At 67.9% G+C, this 17570-nt stretch carries 15 protein-coding genes and 1 tRNA gene; 11 read left to right on the forward strand and 5 right to left on the reverse strand.

Translation table 11 applies throughout. From position 1 onward, the window contains the following. Positions 1-6: 6 nt before the first annotated feature. The 3 genes from folP (at position 7) to ABD022_RS12420 (ending at position 3042) form a co-directional block, all read left to right on the forward strand. Positions 7-846, forward strand: coding sequence for a dihydropteroate synthase (gene folP, locus ABD022_RS12410; protein ID WP_325126342.1), 840 nt, complete (start codon positions 7-9; stop codon positions 844-846). Then, complete coding sequence (gene glmM / locus ABD022_RS12415; protein ID WP_325126340.1) at positions 843-2183, forward strand: phosphoglucosamine mutase; 1341 nt, start codon at positions 843-845, stop codon at positions 2181-2183. Before folP ends, glmM begins: the two co-directional genes overlap by 4 nt. Before the next feature lie 73 nt (positions 2184-2256). Further along, positions 2257-3042, forward strand: coding sequence for a GNAT family N-acetyltransferase (locus tag ABD022_RS12420; protein ID WP_414647469.1), 786 nt, complete (start codon positions 2257-2259; stop codon positions 3040-3042). Between the two features lie 51 nt (positions 3043-3093). On the opposite strand, the gene ABD022_RS12425 is transcribed toward ABD022_RS12420, so the two are convergent. Continuing rightward, entirely contained in the window at positions 3094-4584 is a 1491-nt protein-coding gene (locus tag ABD022_RS12425) for a Ppx/GppA phosphatase family protein (RefSeq protein ID WP_343821538.1), read from the reverse strand. 80 nt (positions 4585-4664) lie between these two features. Between ABD022_RS12425 and ppk1 the strand changes: the two genes are divergently transcribed. The 5 genes from ppk1 to pstB all read left to right on the forward strand — a co-directional run bounded on the left by ppk1 (position 4665) and on the right by pstB (position 10809). After that, positions 4665-6734: a polyphosphate kinase 1 gene (gene ppk1, locus ABD022_RS12430; RefSeq protein ID WP_325126336.1), complete on the forward strand. Its 2070-nt coding sequence runs from the start codon at positions 4665-4667 to the stop codon at positions 6732-6734. 300 nt (positions 6735-7034) lie between these two features. Further along, positions 7035-8081: a phosphate ABC transporter substrate-binding protein PstS gene (gene pstS, locus ABD022_RS12435; RefSeq protein ID WP_343821540.1), complete on the forward strand. Its 1047-nt coding sequence runs from the start codon at positions 7035-7037 to the stop codon at positions 8079-8081. 130 nt (positions 8082-8211) lie between these two features. Continuing rightward, a complete protein-coding gene (pstC, locus tag ABD022_RS12440) occupies positions 8212-9153 on the forward strand; it encodes a phosphate ABC transporter permease subunit PstC (RefSeq protein ID WP_325126332.1) in 942 nt (313 codons plus the stop codon). After that, a complete protein-coding gene (pstA, locus tag ABD022_RS12445) occupies positions 9153-10013 on the forward strand; it encodes a phosphate ABC transporter permease PstA (RefSeq protein WP_325126330.1) in 861 nt (286 codons plus the stop codon). The genes pstC and pstA overlap by 1 nt, the downstream gene beginning before the upstream one ends. Positions 10014-10026: 13 nt before the next feature. Then, positions 10027-10809, forward strand: coding sequence for a phosphate ABC transporter ATP-binding protein PstB (pstB, locus tag ABD022_RS12450; protein ID WP_325126328.1), 783 nt, complete (start codon positions 10027-10029; stop codon positions 10807-10809). 66 nt (positions 10810-10875) lie between these two features. On the opposite strand, the gene ABD022_RS12455 is transcribed toward pstB, so the two are convergent. Further along, positions 10876-12504 (reverse strand): acyl-CoA synthetase, encoded by a 1629-nt coding sequence (locus ABD022_RS12455; protein WP_343821543.1) that lies wholly within the window; start codon positions 12502-12504, stop codon positions 10876-10878. A gap of 166 nt (positions 12505-12670) precedes the next feature. Here ABD022_RS12455 and ABD022_RS12460 point away from each other — a divergent pair, with 166 nt between their 5' ends. From ABD022_RS12460 to ABD022_RS12470, 3 genes are read left to right on the forward strand one after another with little or no spacing between them, the layout of a single operon-like run. After that, on the forward strand, positions 12671-13027 hold the full coding sequence (locus ABD022_RS12460) for a PepSY domain-containing protein (protein ID WP_325126321.1): 357 nt from the start codon (positions 12671-12673) through the stop codon (positions 13025-13027). Next, positions 13024-13689, forward strand: a complete 666-nt coding sequence (locus ABD022_RS12465; RefSeq protein WP_325126319.1) for a response regulator transcription factor — start codon at positions 13024-13026, stop codon at positions 13687-13689. The genes ABD022_RS12460 and ABD022_RS12465 overlap by 4 nt, the downstream gene beginning before the upstream one ends. After that, on the forward strand, positions 13686-15050 hold the full coding sequence (locus tag ABD022_RS12470; RefSeq protein WP_343821546.1) for an ATP-binding protein: 1365 nt from the start codon (positions 13686-13688) through the stop codon (positions 15048-15050). The genes ABD022_RS12465 and ABD022_RS12470 overlap by 4 nt, the downstream gene beginning before the upstream one ends. 51 nt (positions 15051-15101) lie before the next feature. Here the strand turns inward: ABD022_RS12470 and ABD022_RS12475 are convergent, their stop codons facing one another. The 3 genes from ABD022_RS12475 to ABD022_RS12485 all read right to left on the reverse strand — a co-directional run bounded on the left by ABD022_RS12475 (position 15102) and on the right by ABD022_RS12485 (position 17566). Further along, complete coding sequence (locus ABD022_RS12475; RefSeq protein ID WP_325126316.1) at positions 15102-15512, reverse strand: DoxX family protein; 411 nt, start codon at positions 15510-15512, stop codon at positions 15102-15104. 21 nt (positions 15513-15533) lie between these two features. After that, positions 15534-15610, reverse strand: a tRNA-Pro gene (locus ABD022_RS12480). A gap of 63 nt (positions 15611-15673) precedes the next feature. Further along, positions 15674-17566, reverse strand: coding sequence for an LTA synthase family protein (locus ABD022_RS12485; RefSeq protein ID WP_343821548.1), 1893 nt, complete (start codon positions 17564-17566; stop codon positions 15674-15676). Between the last annotated feature and the right edge of the window lie 4 nt (positions 17567-17570).

Below are 17570 nucleotides of genomic sequence, written 5' to 3' on the forward strand. Positions count from 1 at the left end.
TTTCCTATGCCTGACCATCTTCAGTGCGGGCGGTTCCGCTTGTCCCTGGAGCGCCCCCTGGTCATGGGGATCGTGAACGTCACGCCGGATTCGTTTTCCGACGGCAACGCCCACTTCCAGGCTGACCAGGCGATCGCGCACGCGCGCCTCCTCGTCGAGGAAGGCGCAGACCTGCTCGACATCGGCGGGGAATCCACGCGTCCCGGCGCCCAGGCGGTGCCGGCCGACGAGGAACTGCGCCGGATCCTGCCCGTGATCGAATCCCTGCGCGACTGCGGCGTGCCGCTGTCGGTGGATACCTGCAAGCCTTCCGTGATGCAGGCCGCCCTGGCGGCGGGCGCCGACATGATCAATGACATCGGCGGGTTCTCGGCGCCGGGTGCGATCGAGGCGGTGGCCGATGCCGATTGCGCCCTGTGCCTGATGCACATGCGCGGCGAGCCGCGCACCATGCAGGACGCACCGTCCTACGACGACGTGGTCGCCGAAATCCACGACTATCTCCACCAGGGCGCCCGGCGGCTGCGGCAGGCGGGCATCGCGGCCGACCGCATCGTGCTCGATCCGGGATTTGGATTCGGCAAGACCGTGGAGCACAATTACACCCTGCTCAGGCTGTTGCCCCAGGCCGTCGGGCAGGAATACCCCAGCTTGCTGGGCGTGTCGCGCAAGTCCATGATCGGTGCCGTCACCGGGCGTCCCCCGTCGCGGCGCCTGGGCGGCAGCGTGGCCGCGGCCCTGGCCGGTGCTGTGCGGGGCGCGCATATCCTGCGCGTCCATGATGTGGCCGATACCGTGGATGCGCTGCGGGTCTGGTCGGCCGTCGAACAAGGAGTCCGTGCATGAGCGCACGCAAGTATTTCGGAACCGACGGGGTGCGCGGCATCGTGGGCGGCGATCGGATCAACGCAGAATTCGCCTTGCGCCTGGGCTACGCCGCCGGCCGCGTGCTGGCCCGCGGTGCCGTATCCGCCGGGCGGCCCACCGTGGTCATCGGCAAGGACACCCGCATTTCCGGCTACATGCTGGAATCCGCGCTGGAAGCCGGCCTGTCGGCGGCCGGGGTGGACGTCATGCTGGCCGGCCCGATTCCCACGCCGGCGGTCGCCTATCTGACGCGAGCCTGGCGCCTGGCCGCAGGCATCGTCATCAGTGCATCCCACAACCCGCACTACGACAACGGCATCAAATTCTTTTCCGGGGCGGGCACCAAGCTGCCCGACGAAACCGAAGAAGCCATCGAGGCTCTGCTGGACGAGCCTCTGGGCTGCGCCGATTCGGCCGGCCTGGGCCGCGCGCGGCGCATCAACGACGCCGCGGGCCGCTACATCGAATTCTGCAAGAGCACCTTCCCCAGCGAACTCGACCTGCAGGGGCTGAAGGTCGTGGTCGATGCGGCCAACGGTGCCGCCTATCATATCGCGCCGCATGTGTTCCGCGAATTGGGCGCCGATGTTTCCGTGATCGGCTGCGAGCCCGACGGCTTCAACATCAATGAAAACGTCGGTGCGACCCACCCCGAGACCCTGGTGGCCGCCGTGGCGGCCCAGGGGGCGGACCTGGGCATCGCACTGGATGGCGACGCCGACCGGCTGCAGATGGTGGATGCTTCCGGCCGCCTGTTCAATGGCGACGAGCTGCTCTACGCCATCGTGCGCGATCGCGCACGCACGCAGCCCATCCAGGGCGTGGTCGGCACGCTGATGACGAATTTCGGCTTCGAGCGTCGCATGCGCGAACTGGGCATTCCGTTCGAGCGGGCCAAGGTCGGCGACCGCTACGTGCTGGAAGTCCTGCGCCAGCGCGGCTGGCTGTACGGCGGCGAAAGCTCCGGCCACCTGCTGTGCCTGGACCGCCACACCACGGGCGATGGCATCGTGGCCGCCCTGCAGGTGCTGGCAGCCATGCGGCATGCGGATGCATCCCTTGCGGAACTGGTGTCCGATTTGTCCATGTACGCCCAGAAAATGGTCAACGTGCCGCTCGCGCCCGGCCTGGATTGGCAGACGCACGCCGGCCTGAAAGAAGCGTCGGACGCGGTGCGCGCATCGCTGGGCGATCGGGGCAGGGTGCTGATCCGGGCCTCGGGTACCGAGCCCAAGCTGCGCCTCATGGTGGAAGCCGACGACGAGGCGCTGGCCGAAGAAGGCGTGCGCCGGCTCGTGGCGGTCAGGCTGGCCTGAATGAGCACCGCTGTCACATGATTCTCACAGAGCATCGGCAGAATATCTCCATCGTGACTTTCCGGAGTCTGCCATGCTTGCCCACGTTCCTTTCCTGCACGCAGGACCGATGAAGCGGATAGACTGGCCCGGGGCCGAAGCCGGTGGGCTGACCCTGACCGTCGCATGCAGCCAGGCCGATCTGGAGGCCTTGCAGCGCCTGCGATTCCGGGTCTTCACCGAAGACATGGGCGCGGTGTTTCCGCAGGCCGTGGGCGACCGCGACGTGGACCATTTCGATTCCTGGTGCGTGCATTTCATGGTGCGCGATACGGGCACGGGACGGGTGGTGGGCACCTACCGGCTGCTCACGCCCGAGGCCGCGCTCCAGGCGGGCGGCTACTATTCCGAGTCCGAGTTCGACCTGGGGCCGTTGGCGGCCTTGCGTCCGCTGCTGGTCGAAGTCGGCCGCTCCTGCATCGATGCCGAATTCCGGCACGGCACGGCCATCATGCTGCTGTGGTCGGGGCTGGCCCAGGTCATGCGGCAGGGCGGCTACCGCTACATGCTGGGCTGTGCCAGCGTCAGCCTGCGCGATGGCGGGGCGACGGCCTCGGAAGTCTGGCGCAGGGCGTGCGCCCTGATGGAACGCAATCCCGACGTGCCACGCATCCGGCCCCTGCACCCCTATCCGGTTGATCGCCTGGACAGCGTCTTGCCGGCGCGAGTGCCGCCCCTGATCAAGGGCTACCTGGCCCTGGGTGCGACGATCTGCGGCGCGCCCGCCTGGGATCCGGATTTCCATACCGCCGATTTTCCGATCCTGCTGGACCTGGATCGGCTGGACGCACGCTACCGGCGGCATTTCGGGATCGACTGAAGAACGCGCGGCCTTCGTGCGGGCGAGCCCGCCCCACAGGCGGCGTGATTTTCAGGATTCGATGACGTTCAGGTCGAAACCGGCCTTGCGCCAGATCGTGGCTTCTTTCTTCAGCTGGAGACCGCTCAGGGGGCGGGCCGACAGCCAGTCCGACGGTACGTTCAGGGCGATGTGCCTGTCCTGGGCGCGCAGGCGCAGGGGCAGCGCGCCCAGCGGTTCCCGGCGGCGCAGCAGCAGCACCGACAGGCGCAGGCAGCACAGGGCCAGCCAGCGCGCGCGGTCGGGTTCGTAGCAGCGGACCTTGGCCAGGCGCCCCTGGTGCCCCAGGGCCAGGAAGGCCAGCAGACGCTGGTCGTCGTGCGAAAACCCGGGCATGTCGGCGTGCTCCAGGATATAGGCGCTGTGCTTGTGGTAGTCGTTGCGGGCGATGGCCAGGCCGATCTCGTGCAGTTCGGCCGTCCAGGCCAGCGCCCGCCGCAGCTCGGCTGTGTCCGGATCGTCGTCCAGCCCGAGCTGGTCGAAGAATTGCAGCGCCAGGCCGCGCACGAACCCGGCCTGCGCCGCGTCGACCTGGTAGCGGCCGCGCATCTGGCGCACGGTCTCGTCGCGCCGATCCTGGTGGGAATCGCGGCCCAGCAGATCATGCAGCACGCCGATGCGCAGCGCGCCGTCGCCCGCCCGCATCCGGTCGATGCCCAGTTCGTGGAAGGCGGCCATCATGATGGCCAGCCCGCCGGGCAGGACCGGCACGCGTTCCGGCTTCAGGCCGGCCCAGTCCTGCAGGCGGACTTCGCCGGCGCGCGCCAGGGCGGCGCTCAGTCGCTCCATGCCGTCCAGGGTGATGCCGCGCGTGCTCAGGCCGTTCTCGACCAGGACGGCCAGCAGGCCCTTGGCGGTGCCCGATGAGCCGTAGGCTTCGTGCCATCCCCGGCTGCGGTAGCGGTTGGCGATGGTCTCGATGGCGCCGCGCGCGGCCAGGACGGCCTGGCGCATGCGGGATTCGGTGATGCGGCCCTGGGGGAAGAACTGCCGTGTCCAGGTGGTGCAGCCCAGTTCGAGCGAAGCGAGTTCCAGGGGCTGGTCGTGCTGGCCGATGATGAATTCGGTGGAGCCGCCGCCGATGTCGATCACCAGCCTGCTGTGGTCCGAGGTCGGCAGGTCCTGGATCACCCCCAGGTAGATCAGGCGGGCTTCTTCCTGGCCGGAAATGATCTCGATGGGAAACCCCAGGGCGCGTTCCGCGGCAGGCAGGATTTCGGCCGCGTTGCGCGCCACGCGGAACGTGTTGGTGGCCACGGCGCGGACGTTGGCGGGGTGGAATCCGCGCAGCCGTTCGCCGAAGCGCCGCAGGGCCGCCAGGGCCTGGTTCACGGTGGCCGCGTCGATGCGCTTGTGCTCGTCCAGGCCGTTGGCCAGGGCGACCAGCTCGCGCAGCTTGTCTTCGGCATAGATCTGGGCCGTGCCACCATGGCGCACGATGCGTCCGATCGAGAGCCGGAAGGTGTTGGAGCCCAGGTCGATCGAGGCGAGCCGGTTGTCCATGGCTGAGGGCCCGTCCTTACCAGAAAATGTCACACTGTGCGATTATAGTGGCCGATTCATGACAGGATTGTGAGGCGCGCATGCGGGCCGACGAAGAAATGCCGGTTCTCCTGAACCGTGAATTGTCAGTGCTGAAATTCAACGAGCGGGTGCTGTCCATGGCCGAGCGCACGGACGTGCCGGTGCTGGAACGCCTGCGCTATCTATGCATCGTCGGCTCGAACCTGGACGAGTTCTTCGAGATCCGCATGGCCAGCCTCAAAGAACAGCAGCGCCAGACACCGGAACTGCGGGGCGTGGACGGCATGACGCCGGACGAGGCCTTCGACCGGGTGCAGCGCGCCGCCCATGCCCTGGTGGATCGCCAGAACCGCCTGCTGACCGGCGAAGTCATGCCCAAGCTGATGGAACACGGCGTGGGCCTGATCTATTCGACGGGCTGGACCGACCTGCAGCGGGAATGGGCCCATGGGATCTTCCGGCGCGACGTGATGCCGCTGCTGACCCCCATCGGCCTGGATCCCGCGCATCCCTTTCCGCGCGTCTACAACAAGAGCCTGAATTTCATCGTCTCGCTCAGCGGCGAGGACGCCTTCGGCCGCGAAGGCCACATCGCCATCGTCCAGGCGCCGCGGGCGCTGCCGCGCATGATCAAGGTGCCCGCCGAGATCGCCGGCATCCCGGACGGCTTCATGCTGCTCACCACCCTGATCAATGCCTTCGTGGGCGAACTGTTCCCGGGGATGAACGTCCAGGGCTGCTACCAGTGGCGGGTGACGCGCAACAGCGACCTGTTCGTCGACGAGGAAGAAATCACCAACCTGCGCCAGGCCCTGCAGGGTGAACTCTCCCAGCGCAATTTCGGGGCATCGGTGCGCCTGGAGATCGCGCACGCCATGCCGCCCGACCTCGAGCTGTTCCTGCAGCGCGAATTCGGCCTGGGGGCGGCCGACACCTATCGCGTCAACGGCCCGGTCAACCTGGCCCGCCTGATGCAGCTGTGCAACCGGGTCAACCGGCCCGACCTGGAATACCCGGCCTTCCGGCCGCGCATGCCGGCGCCGTTCGACGGCGGCCTGGAACGGCCCGAGGAACTGTTCGCGGCGATCGCCGCCCGCGACCATCTTCTGCACCACCCCTACCAGTCCTTCCAGCCCGTGCTGATGTTCCTGCGCAGCGCGGCGCTCGATCCCCAGGTCGTGGCCATCAAGCAGACCATCTACCGCACCGGCGAGGACTCCGAACTGATGGGCCTGCTGCTGTCGGCCGCCCGTGCGGGCAAGGAAGTCACGGTGGTGGTCGAACTGATGGCCCGCTTCGACGAGCAGACCAACATCAACTGGGCCGCGCGCCTGGAAGAAGTCGGCGCCCATGTCAGCTACGGCGTGGTGGGGCACAAGACCCATGCCAAGATGGCCCTGGTGCTGCGCCGCGAGGACGGCCGCATCCGCCGCTACGGGCATCTGGGCACGGGCAATTACCACCCGCGCACGGCAAGGCTGTACACCGATTTCGGCCTGCTGACGGCCAACCAGCAGATGTGCGAAGACATGGATCAGGTGTTTTCGCTGCTGACCGGCCTGGGGGCTCGCCGCGAACTGAAGCTGCTGCTCCAATCGCCCTTCACCCTGCACGAGACCGTGCTGGGCCTGATCCGCTCGGAGACCGAATTCGCCCGCGCGGGCAAGCGGGCGCGGATACGCGCCAAGATGAATTCACTACTCGAGCCCACGGTGATCCATGCGCTCTACGAGGCCAGCCAGGCGGGCGTGCGCATCGATCTGATCGTGCGCGGCGCCTGCGCGCTGCAGGCCGGCGTGCCGGGCCTGTCCGACCGCATCCGGGTGCGGTCCATCATCGGCCGCTTCCTCGAGCATTCGCGGGTGTATTACTTCTACCAGGACGGCGCCGAGCCCCTGTACCTGTCCTCGGCCGACTGGATGGACCGCAATTTCCTGCGGCGCGTGGAACTTGCCTTCCCGGTGCTGGACAAGACGCTGCGGCGCCGCATCATCGACGAGGCCTTCACCTTCGCCTGGCGGGACAACCAGCTGGCCTGGGCCGCCCAGCCCGATGGCCGCTACCTGCGCGTGCGCAACCGCCGCGCCCCCTTCAACCTGCACCAACACCTGCTGGCAAGACTGGGATGAGATCGGACACGGCAGGGTCCCTGCGGACCCTGCCGTGCCGATCGAATCGGAGCGGCATGCAGGCCGCGACGTGGGGAGACTGGTCCCGGAGCGGCATGCAGGCCGCGACGTGGGGAGACTGGTCCCGGAGCGGCATGCAGGCCGCGACGTGGGGAGACTGGTCCCGGAGCGGCATGCAGGCCGCGACGTGGCGGCCGCCCCTGTCATCAAACTGTCACTTCCGCCTTCTACCATGTCTTCCTGGCGGCCCGGGGCATCCCCGGACTCGCCGGACACTGCAAACCACAAGGGGTTCAAGACATGTTCAAACGGATTCTGACGCGATGCGCCGCCGGCCTGGCGATGATGGCTGCCGCGAGCGTCGCGGCGCATGCCACAGACCTGACGGGGGCGGGCGCTTCCTTCCCCTACCCGATCTATGCCAAGTGGGCGGCCAAATACCAGGAAGTCACCGGCAACCGCGTCAACTACCAGTCCATCGGCTCGGGTGGCGGGCAGCAGCAGATCATCGCCGGGACGGTCGATTTCGGCGCTTCGGATGATCCGATGAAACCCGAGGACCTGGACAAGCACGGCCTGGTCCAGTTTCCCGCCGTCATCGGCGGCACCGTGCCGGTCGTCAACATCGCGGGCATCCAGGAAGGCCAGCTCAAGCTGACCGGCCCGGTCCTGGCGGACATTTTCCTGGGCAAGATCAGGAAATGGAACGATCCGGCGATCGCCGGCCTGAACCCGGACCTGACCCTGCCCGCCAAGGGCATCGTGGTGGTGCACCGATCGGACGGTTCGGGCACGACCTTCGGCTGGACCAACTACCTGTCCCGCGTGTCGCCTGCCTGGAAAGAGCAGGTCGGCCAGGGCAAGGCGGTGAAATGGCCCGTGGGCCAGGGCGGCAAGGGCAACGAGGGCGTGGCCGCCTACGTGCGCCAGCTGGCCAATTCCATCGGCTACGTGGAATATGCCTATGCCCACCAGAACGGCCTGGCCTGGGTCCAGCTGCAGAACCGCGAAGGCCGGTTCGTGCAGCCCTCGCAGCAGACGTTCGCGGCAGCGGCCGCGCATGCCGACTGGGATTCGGCGCCCGGCATGGGCCTGGTCCTGAATGACGAACCAGGGGCGGATTCGTGGCCCATCACGGCGGCCACCTTCATCCTGGTGCATGGCAGGCAGGCCGATCCCAAGCGAGCCCGCGAAGTCCTGGCTTTCTTCGACTGGGCCTGGCGCGAAGGCGGTGCGATGGCCAGCGAACTGGACTACGTGCCGCTGCCCGGCGAAGTGACCGCCAAGATCCGCGGCATCTGGACCGAACGGGTGCGTGGCGAGGACGGCACGGCGGTCTGGCAGTGAGACCCGCACGCCGCCGCGCCTGCGGCGCGGTGCGGCCGGGCGCCGCACCGTTTGTGGGAAAATGACCCTTTTCGAATTCCGATGCGGGACCACGGCGCGCCGGGTCCCTGTCGCCACGGATGATCTCCTCATGGCCAATACGCAGCGCAGTCTTCTGGTCGATGCCGGATTCCGGCACCTGACCCGCCTGTTTGCGTTCTTCGTCTTCATTCTGCTGGCCGGGATTCTGGCATCCCTCGTCTATGGCAGCCGGGATTCCCTGGCCGAGTACGGCCTGCCGTTCCTGTGGACCAACGACTGGGACCCCGTGCGGCACAGCTATGGCGCGCTGGTGCCGGTGCTGGGCACGGTGATCAGCGCCTTTCTGGCGCTGTTGATCGCGGTGCCGGTGTCTTTCGGCATCGCCATGTTCCTGACCGAGCTGGCCCCTGTCTGGCTGCGCCGCCCGCTGGGCGTGGCGGTCGAGATGCTGGCCGCGATCCCGTCCATCATCTACGGCATGTGGGGCCTGTTCGTGTTCGTGCCGCTGTTCCAGGAATACGTCCAGCCGTACATGGTGGATTTTTTCGAAGGCATTCCGGTGCTGGAGCATCTGTTCGGCGGCCCCCCCATGGGCATCGGCCTGTTCACGGCGGGGCTGATCCTGTCCATCATGATCATCCCCTTCATCGCGGCGGTGATGCGCGACGTCTTCGAGCAGGTGCCGCCCATGCTGAAGGAATCCGCCTACGGGCTGGGCAGCACCACCTGGGAAGTCGTCTGGAAGATCATGCTGCCCTACACCAAGCACGGCGTCATCGGCGGCATCATGCTGGGCCTGGGCCGCGCGCTGGGCGAAACCATGGCGGTCACCTTCGTGATCGGCAATGCCTTCAACCTGCCTTCCTCGATCTTCTCGCCGTCCAACTCCATCGCCTCGGCCCTGGCCAATGAATTCAACGAAGCGGGCGGCCTGCAGAAATCGGCCCTGCTGGAACTCGGCCTGATCCTGTTCCTGATCACCACCGTGGTGCTGGCCCTGTCCAAGTTCATGCTGCTGCGGCTGGCGCGCAAAGAAGGCACGAAACACTGATGGCCATTTCCGACTCCCGCATCGTCGTCGGCAACCCGGTCTACCGGCGCCGGCGCCTGTTCAACCGCGTGATGCTGGCCCTGTCGGGCCTGACGCTGGGCTCGGGCCTGTTCTGGCTGGCCTGGATCATCCTCACGCTGCTGCTCAAGGGCGGTTCCGCCCTGTCGCTGTCGCTGTTCTGGGAAAGCACCCCGCCGCCCGGAGAAGATGGCGGCCTGCTGAACGCCATCGTGGGCAGCGTGCTGATGTCGGCCGTGGGCACGCTGATCGGCACGCCCATCGGGGTGCTGGCCGGCACCTACCTGGCCGAATACGGCCGCCGGGGCTGGCTGGCGCCGGCCACGCGCTTCCTGAACGACGTGCTGCTTTCGGCCCCGTCCATCATCATCGGCCTGTTCATCTACGCCATCTACGTGGCGCAGGTGGGCCATTATTCCGGCTGGGCGGGCGCGTTCGCGTTGGCCATCCTGGTCATCCCGGTGGTGGTCCGGGCCACGGACAACATGCTGTCCCTGGTGCCCAACAGCCTGCGCGAAGCCGCGGCGGCCCTGGGCTGCCCGCAGTGGCGCATCGTGGTCTTCATCTGCTACCGGGCCGCGCGCTCCGGCATCGTCACGGGCATCCTGCTGGCGGTGGCCCGCATCGCCGGCGAAACCGCGCCGTTGCTCTTCACGGCCCTGAACAACCAGTTCATGTCGCTGAACATGAACGCCCCCATCGCCAACCTGCCCGTGGTGATCTTCCAGTATGCCGCCAGTCCCTTCGAGGACTGGAACCGGCTGGCCTGGGCGGGCGCCGCGCTGATCACCCTGCTGGTGCTGGGGATCAATATCGCCGCGCGCAGCCTGTTCCGCAAATAATCGATTCCAAGCCATGACCCTGCATTCGCCCTCTGCCCAAGAACGCACGAAGCTGGCCGTGCGCAATCTGAACTTCTACTACGGCGGCTTCCACGCCCTGCGCGACATCAACATGGACATCGCGGAAAAGAAGGTCACGGCTTTCATCGGTCCGTCAGGCTGCGGGAAATCCACGCTGCTGCGCACCTTCAACCGCATGTTCGAGCTCTATCCGGGCCAGCGCGCCGAAGGTTCCATCGAACTGGATGGCGAGGACCTGCTCAATTCCCGGCTGGACATCTCCCTGATCCGCGCCAAGGTCGGCATGGTGTTCCAGAAGCCCACGCCGTTTCCCATGAGCATCTACGACAACATCGCCTTCGGCGTGCGGCTGTTCGAGCGCCTGAGCAAGGGTGAGATGGACGAGCGGGTGGAATGGGCGCTGACCAAGGCGGCCCTGTGGAACGAGGTCAAGGACAAGCTCGGGCAGAGCGGCAACGGCCTGTCCGGCGGCCAGCAGCAGCGCCTGTGCATTGCGCGCGGCGTGGCGATCAAGCCCGAAGTCCTGTTGCTGGACGAGCCGTGCTCCGCCCTGGACCCGATCTCCACGGCCAAGATCGAGGAACTGATCGCCGAACTGAAGTCCGACTACACCGTGGTCATCGTCACCCACAACATGCAGCAGGCGGCGCGCTGTTCCGACTACACCGCCTACATGTACCTGGGCGAGCTGATGGAATTCGGCCCCACCGACCAGGTCTTCATCAAGCCCGCCCGCAAGGAAACCGAAGACTACATCACCGGCAGGTTCGGGTGAGATCGGGCCGAGGCTGGTCCCTGCGGATCCTCCTCGGCCTGTCGAATCCGAGCGGCTTGCAAGCCGCTACGGCTTGATATCCTTGTGTTGCGCCCGCAGCTGCCCGCGCTGCACCTTGCCCGTGGTCGTCATGGGCAGGCTGTCCATGAACTCGATCAGCCGGGGATATTCGTGCGCGGCGACCTTGCGGCGCACGTGATCCTGGATTTCCGCGATCAGCGCGGCATCGCCCGTGTAGCCCTCGTTCAGCACGATGCAGGCCTTGACGATTTCCGTGCGTTCCGGGTCGGGCACCCCGATCACCGCCGCCATGCGCACCGCCGGGTGACCAAGCAGGCAGTCTTCGATCGGCCCCGGGCCGATGCGGTAGCCTGCGCTGGTGATCACGTCGTCGCCCCGGCCCTTGAACCACAGGTAGCCGTCTTCGTCGCACACGCCCCGGTCGCCGGTCACCAGCCAGTCGCCGATGAAGGCGCGCGCCGTGGCCTCGGGGTTCTGCCAGTACTGCAGGAACATCACCGGATCGGGCCGACGCACGGCGATGTGGCCTTCGGCGCCGGGCGGCTGCACCTGGCCGGCCTCGTCGATGATGCGCACTTCGTGGCCCGGCACCGGCCTGCCCATGGCGCCGATGCGGGGTTCGAACAGGGCGGAGCAGGACGAGACGATCATGTTGCATTCGGTCTGGCCGTAGAACTCGTTGATCGTCACCCCCAGCGTCTGGCGCCCCCATTCGATCAGCTGCGGTCCCAGGGATTCGCCGCCGCTGGCCACCGAGACCAGGCCCAGGCGGCCGTGATGGGCCGGATCCTGCAGCGTGCGCAGCATCTTCAGCGCCGTGGGCGGCAGGAAGGTATGGCTGACCTGGTGCCTGGACATCAATTGCCAGGCGACGGCTGCGTCGAACTTCGTGAAGCGGCAGGCCAGCACGGCCACACCGTGGTGCCAGGACGGCATCAGGACATCCAGCAGCCCGCCGATCCAGGCCCAGTCCGCCGGGGTCCACATCAGGGTGGCGCGCACGGGGAAGAAGTTGTGGGACATTTCCACGCCCGGCAGGTGGCCCAGCAGGACCCGGTGGGCGTGCAGCGCGCCCTTGGGCTTGCCGGTGGTGCCCGAGGTGTAGATGATGATCGCCGGATCGTCGGCGGCGGTGTCCGCGGGGGTGAACCCCAGGCCGTCCTGCGACTCGATGGCCGCCCAGAACGAGGTTTCTCCCTCGTCCGTGTCCACATCCAGCACGCAGCCCAGCGCAGGAAGATCCTGGCGGATCGAGGCGATCTTGCCCAGGCCCTCGGTGTGGGTGACCAGTGCCCGCGCGCCCGAGTTCCCCAGGCGGTATTGCAGGGCATCGGTGCCGAACAGCGTGAACAGGGGCACCGCGATGGCGCCGAGCTTGTATGCGGCCAGGTGGGCCAGCGCCGTTTCCAGCGATTGGGGCAGCAGGATGCCGATCCGGTCTCCCCGCGAGATGCCCCGGGCGCGCAGGGCCTGGGCCAGGCGGTCGGACCAGTGCTTGAGCTGGTCGAAGGTGTAGTGCCGCGCCGGAGCGTCGCCGCGGTCCACGACCAGGGCCAGGCGCCCGCTGCCGTCGGCCCAGCGGTCGCAGACGTCCACTCCGATGTTGTAGCGCTCCGGGACGTTCCAGGTGAATGCATCCCGGGTCCGCTGGTAGTCGCCTTGCGCGTGCAGCATGATGTCTCCTCGTCTTCTCGTTGCAGTCCCGTCCAGGGCGGGGAATGGAAGATCATGGTACAGCGACGCCATGCCGCCTGCCAGCGCGGCTGCGATGCATCCCATTCATTCCCGGTTCATGCGCTTCCTGATATCGTAGGGTCCATCGATCTATGAGGAGTCTGCCATGCGTTGCCGAGGCATGCTGGCGGGCGCGCTGGCCCTGGTGCTTTGGGCCGGGGGCGCCGGGGCGCACAACCACGACCGGGACATGGCCGAACGGCTGCAGGCCCTGGGCGAAGTCCTGCCGCTGCAGGATGTCCTGGAGCGGGTGGCGCGCGACTATCCCGGCCAGGTCCTGAAAGTCGAGTTCGAGCGGGAAGACGACGATGACGATTGCGATGCGTGCCGCGGCCGCTGGATCTACGAACTGAAGCTGATGCAGGACCAGGGGCGCCTGACCAAGCTGAAGGTCGATGCCCGCACGGGCGAGGCGCTGTGGGTGGCCACGAAGCCGCTGCGCCGCGGGGGAGATCACCCATGAGACTGCTGGTCGTCGAGGACGAACCCTTGCTGGCTGCGCAGCTGAAGGCTGCGCTGGAAAAATCCGGCTACGTGGTCGACGTGGCCGCCGACGGGCTGGACGCCGAGCACCAGGGGCTGTGCGAGCCCTACGATCTGGTGGTGCTGGACCTGGGCCTGCCGGGGCGCGACGGCCTGTCGGTGCTGCGCGCCTGGCGCGAGGCGGGGCGGACGATGCCGGTGCTGATCCTGACGGCGCGCGACAATTGGCACGACAAGGTGGCCGGCATCGACGCCGGCGCCGACGACTACCTGACCAAGCCATTCCACCAGGAAGAACTCGAGGCACGCGTGCGTGCGCTGTTGCGCCGCGCCGGCGGGCATGCCACCGCGGACATCCGCTGCGGCCCGCTGCTGCTGGATACGCGCCAGTCCCGCATCCTGCTGAACGATGCGCCGCTGGACCTGACCAGCCACGAATACCGGGTGCTGGCCTACCTGCTGATGCACCAGGGCGAGGTCGTGTCCCGCAGCCAGCTGGTGGAACACATCTACGCCCAGGATTTCGACCGCGATTCGAACACCATCGAGGTGTTCGTCGCCCGCCTGCGGCGCAAGATCCCCCCGAGCCTGATCCAGACGGTGCGCGGCCTGGGCTACCGCCTGTCGGCCGAACCGCAATGACGGCGTCGCATCCGTCGCTGCGCCTGCGCCTGCTGGCCGTCACCCTGGCCTGGACGCTGCTGAGCGTGGCGCTCGCCGGGTGGGGCATCCAGCGCCTTTTCCGCCAGCACATCCAGGCCCAGCTGCAGTCCGAACTGAACATCCACCTGGACCAGCTGACCGCCTCGCTGCAGGTCGACGGCCAGGGCCAGGTGTCCCTGACGGCCCTGCCGACGGATCCGCGCTTCAGTCATCCGTTTTCCGGGCTGTACTGGCAGATCTCGGTGCCCTCGTCCGGCACGCGGTTCGCCCAGCTGCTGCGTTCGCGGTCCCTGTGGGATGCCCACCTGCCGGACATGGCCGGAAACCTGGCTCCGGGCCGTGACGCGGCGATGCAGGCGCCCGGCCCGGGTGGCAAGCCGTTGCGGATGCGGCTGCGCGAAGTCCATCCCGCGGAAGGCCCGATCGATACGCTGATCCTGTCCGTGGCCGCGGACGAGGCTCTGTGGGCGGAACCCATCAGCCGCTTCGACCGCATGCTGGCCGTGGCGCTGGGCATCCTGGCGCTCGGCATGGTGGCTGCCGCCTGGATGCAGGTCGGTTTCGGGCTGCGGCCGCTTGCGGGGCTGCGCGAACGCCTGGCGGCCGTGCGCGAAGGCCGGGCGGACCGCATCGAGGGCGAATTCCCCATGGAAGTCCAGCCCCTGGTCGAGGATTTCAACCAGGTCCTGAGCCGCAATGCGGAAGGTCTGGAACGCGCGCGCATGCAGGCCGGCAACCTGGCGCATGCCCTGAAGACGCCGCTGGCGGTGATGGCCAGCGCCGCCCAGGCGGAGGATCCGGCCCTGCCCCGCCTGGTGGCCGAGCAGGTCGAGGCTGCGCGTCGGCAGGTGGATTACCACCTGGCCCGCGCCCGGGCCGCGGCGGCGGTACGCGTGACCGGCCTGCGCAGTCCGATCCTGCCTTTGTTGCAGGGGCTCGTCCGGGTGATGGAGCGCGTTCACGCCGAGCGCGGGCTGGCCTATGACCTGAGCGGCGTGCCCGGCGAACTGGCGTTCCGCGGTGAGGCCCAGGATTTCCAGGAAATGCTGGGCAACGTGCTGGACAACGCCGGGAAATGGGCGCGTCATCAGGTCCGTGTCGCCGCCCGGCGCGAGGACGGCGTGCTGTCGATCCTGGTCGAGGACGATGGCCCGGGCCTGAGCCCCGAGCGGGCCGAGATGGTCTTCGAGCGGGGGCGGCGGGCCGACGAACGCACGCCCGGTTCCGGCCTGGGCCTGGGAATCGTGCGCGACCTGGCCGACCTGTATGGTGGCTGGGCGCGGATCGAGGCTGGAAGCCTGGGCGGCGCCCGGGTGGTGATCACCCTGCCGGCCGCCTGAAGCGCGGCCGGGTCCGGCCCGGATCGTGGCAGGTGTGGATGGTGGGCCGGGTCAGTTCCAGCGGCCGTTGCGGCCGCCCAGGCTGTAGGCGCCCGCGCCCAGCAGGGTGACGGCGATGCCGGCGATCAGGAACAGGCCTTGCAGTTCCAGTGCCCAGCCGCCGCTCTTGCCCAGCTGAAAGATCTGGTGCATGTGGACCAGACCGAAGGCAAACAGCATGTTGATCACGGCGATCAGGCCGCCAAGGCGGGTGAACACGCCCAGGATGATCAGGATCGGGGCGATGACTTCGCCGATGTAGACGCCGTAGGCCACGAAGCCGGGCACGCCTTGCTGCGCGAGCATGTCTGCTATCCAGCCCACGCCGCTGTCCAGCTTGGACAAGCCGTGCAGCAACAGCAGGATGCCCAGTCCCAGGCGCAGGATCAGCTTGCCCAGGTCGTCGTACGCGGAAGAAGACATGGTGGTTTCCTCGGTCGTGGTTGGTCGGGGCGACATGATTCGAACATGCGACCCTCTGCTCCCAAAGCAGATGCGCTACCAGGCTGCGCTACGCCCCGACTGGACCGCAAATTCTACCATGGGGCCCGCGACCGGCCCGATCCGGCGGCGCCGGGCGGACGTCAGCCCGGAAGCCGCAACTCGGGCAGCGTGTGGGCGCGGTGACGATAGGCCCAGGTCGGCCAGAGGGCATGGGCCAGGGCGATGCGGCCGAGCGCCGGGTCGGGATCCAGCGGCGTGTAGCTGTCTGGAGCGGCATAGCGGTAGAAGTGAGCGGGCTGATGAGGCTCCAGCACCGCCAGGGTGTCGCCGCGCAGGTAGCCGTAGTGTTCCTCGTACTGCATCATGGCGCGGCCTCCGGCGTCGGCGCGGGTCAGGTCGTGGCCGATCATGGGATGGGCATCGTCGATGCCGATCAGCGACAGCAGGGTCGGCGGCAGGTCGATCTGGCTGATGATGCGATCGTCGCGGCGCGGCTCGATACCTGCGCCAAGGATCAGGGCGGGGATGTGGAAATGCCGCAGCGGGATGCGCTGGGCGCCGCCGACGCGGGCGTCATGGTCGGCGACGATCAGGAACACCGTGTCGTTCCAGTAGGCGCTGGCGCGGGCCTGCTCGAAGAATCGCCCGATGGCCCAGTCGGCGTAGCGCACGGTGTTCTGCACCGTGGCGGGGTCGCCGTCGACCGGGATGCGCCCGGACGGGTATTCCCAGGGGGTGTGGTTGCTGACGGAAAAGGCCAGGTGCAGGGTGGGCTGGTCGCCGCCTTGCGACAGCAGCGTGTGCAGCTTGTCGAACATGTCCTCGTCGCTGGCGCCCCAGGTGCCGACGAAGGCGGGCGAGTCGAAGGTCGGCAGGTCGTGCAGCTCGTCGAAGCCGTTGCCCAGGAAGAAGCTCTTCATGTTGTCGAAGTGGGCCTCGCCGCCATAGATGAAGCGCGAGCGGTAGCCGTGCCGCTTCAGCAGCTGGGCCAGGGTGAAGAACCGGCTCTGTGCGTCGCCCAGGCGCAGGGCGGCATCCGACAGGGTGGGGGGGAAGCCGGCCGTCACGGCCTCCAGGCCGCGCACCGAGCGGGTGCCGGTGGCATAGGCGCGGGTGAAGTTCCAGCCGTCGGCCGCGAGCGCGTCCAGGCATGGCGTCAGGCCGGCGCCCCCCAGGTTGCCCACGTACTGGGCGCCCAGGCTTTCCTCGACGATCAGCACCAGATTGCGCGGCCGCGCGGGACGCTGGCTGGCAGGCTGGTGGTGCAGGGTGGGAATCTCGGCCGGACCGGGCGGGATGTCGGCCTGCTCCAGGACGATCGCATGCAGCTCGGTGTCGGGCAGGTCGCCGTAGACGTCGGCCGCGGAGCGTTCGTTCTTGATGGCGTACAGGGCGAACAGCACGCTGTACAGGGAATTCAGGGGCAGGGTATTGAGCAGGCTGTCGCCGCACCAGGCGACCGAAGCCGGGTTGATCGGGCGGTGGCCCAGCGTGCCCCGGATGGCCAGCGCGATGACCGCGGCGAAGACCAGCGTGGCCGGTATCCGCCAGGGCCAGGCCGGCAGGGGATCGGGTCGAGCCTGGGCGAACAGCGCGTGGCCCAGCCAGGCCGCCAATCCCAGGACCAGGACGGCGGCCAGCAGGACGGGCTTGTAGCCCTTCCACAGCATGCCGAAGACTTCCTTCGGATATTTCAGGTATTCGACATAGAGGCGGTTGGGGCGGCTGTCGTATTCCTGGATGAACTGGGGCGTGGAAACCTCGAGCAGCACGAACAGCAGCCAGACGGCCTGCAGCCACAACCCGGTCAGGAAGATCGCGGCCGGGCGGTCGCCCAGCCAGGGCGCCAGCAGCAGCGGAATCCCGGCCCACATGGCGATCTGGTTCAGGTCGATGCGCAGGCCCCAGCGCAGGATCGGCCAGGGGCCGCCGGCCGACCGCACGCGCGGCCACAGCCAGGCGATCAGCAGCAGGCGGCTGAGAGTGAACAGTGCCAGGGACGCAAGGGCGAAGATCCCGATCTGGGGGAGCATGAAG

Origin of the sequence: Castellaniella daejeonensis, assembly GCF_039523555.1 — a bacterium.
GTDB classification, from domain to species: domain Bacteria; phylum Pseudomonadota; class Gammaproteobacteria; order Burkholderiales; family Burkholderiaceae_B; genus Castellaniella; species Castellaniella daejeonensis.

Excerpts from the sequence above, each read along its gene's own strand:
- folP (WP_325126342.1), top strand. The coding sequence starts at position 7 with ATGCCTGACCATCTTCAGTGCGGGCGGTTCCGCTTGTCCCTGGAGCGC.
- ABD022_RS12455 (WP_343821543.1), bottom strand. The coding sequence starts at position 12,504 with ATGCTGCACGCGCAAGGCGACTACCAGCGGACCCGGGATGCATTCACC.
- ABD022_RS12470 (WP_343821546.1), top strand. The coding sequence starts at position 13,686 with ATGACGGCGTCGCATCCGTCGCTGCGCCTGCGCCTGCTGGCCGTCACC.
- ppk1 (WP_325126336.1), top strand. The coding sequence starts at position 4,665 with ATGCGGGCCGACGAAGAAATGCCGGTTCTCCTGAACCGTGAATTGTCA.
- ABD022_RS12425 (WP_343821538.1), bottom strand. The coding sequence starts at position 4,584 with ATGGACAACCGGCTCGCCTCGATCGACCTGGGCTCCAACACCTTCCGG.
- ABD022_RS12475 (WP_325126316.1), bottom strand. The coding sequence starts at position 15,512 with ATGTCTTCTTCCGCGTACGACGACCTGGGCAAGCTGATCCTGCGCCTG.
- ABD022_RS12420 (WP_414647469.1), top strand. The coding sequence starts at position 2,257 with ATGCTTGCCCACGTTCCTTTCCTGCACGCAGGACCGATGAAGCGGATA.
- glmM (WP_325126340.1), top strand. The coding sequence starts at position 843 with ATGAGCGCACGCAAGTATTTCGGAACCGACGGGGTGCGCGGCATCGTG.
- pstA (WP_325126330.1), top strand. The coding sequence starts at position 9,153 with ATGGCCATTTCCGACTCCCGCATCGTCGTCGGCAACCCGGTCTACCGG.
- pstS (WP_343821540.1), top strand. The coding sequence starts at position 7,035 with ATGTTCAAACGGATTCTGACGCGATGCGCCGCCGGCCTGGCGATGATG.
- pstB (WP_325126328.1), top strand. The coding sequence starts at position 10,027 with ATGACCCTGCATTCGCCCTCTGCCCAAGAACGCACGAAGCTGGCCGTG.
- ABD022_RS12465 (WP_325126319.1), top strand. The coding sequence starts at position 13,024 with ATGAGACTGCTGGTCGTCGAGGACGAACCCTTGCTGGCTGCGCAGCTG.
- ABD022_RS12485 (WP_343821548.1), bottom strand. The coding sequence starts at position 17,566 with ATGCTCCCCCAGATCGGGATCTTCGCCCTTGCGTCCCTGGCACTGTTC.
- ABD022_RS12460 (WP_325126321.1), top strand. The coding sequence starts at position 12,671 with ATGCGTTGCCGAGGCATGCTGGCGGGCGCGCTGGCCCTGGTGCTTTGG.
- pstC (WP_325126332.1), top strand. The coding sequence starts at position 8,212 with ATGGCCAATACGCAGCGCAGTCTTCTGGTCGATGCCGGATTCCGGCAC.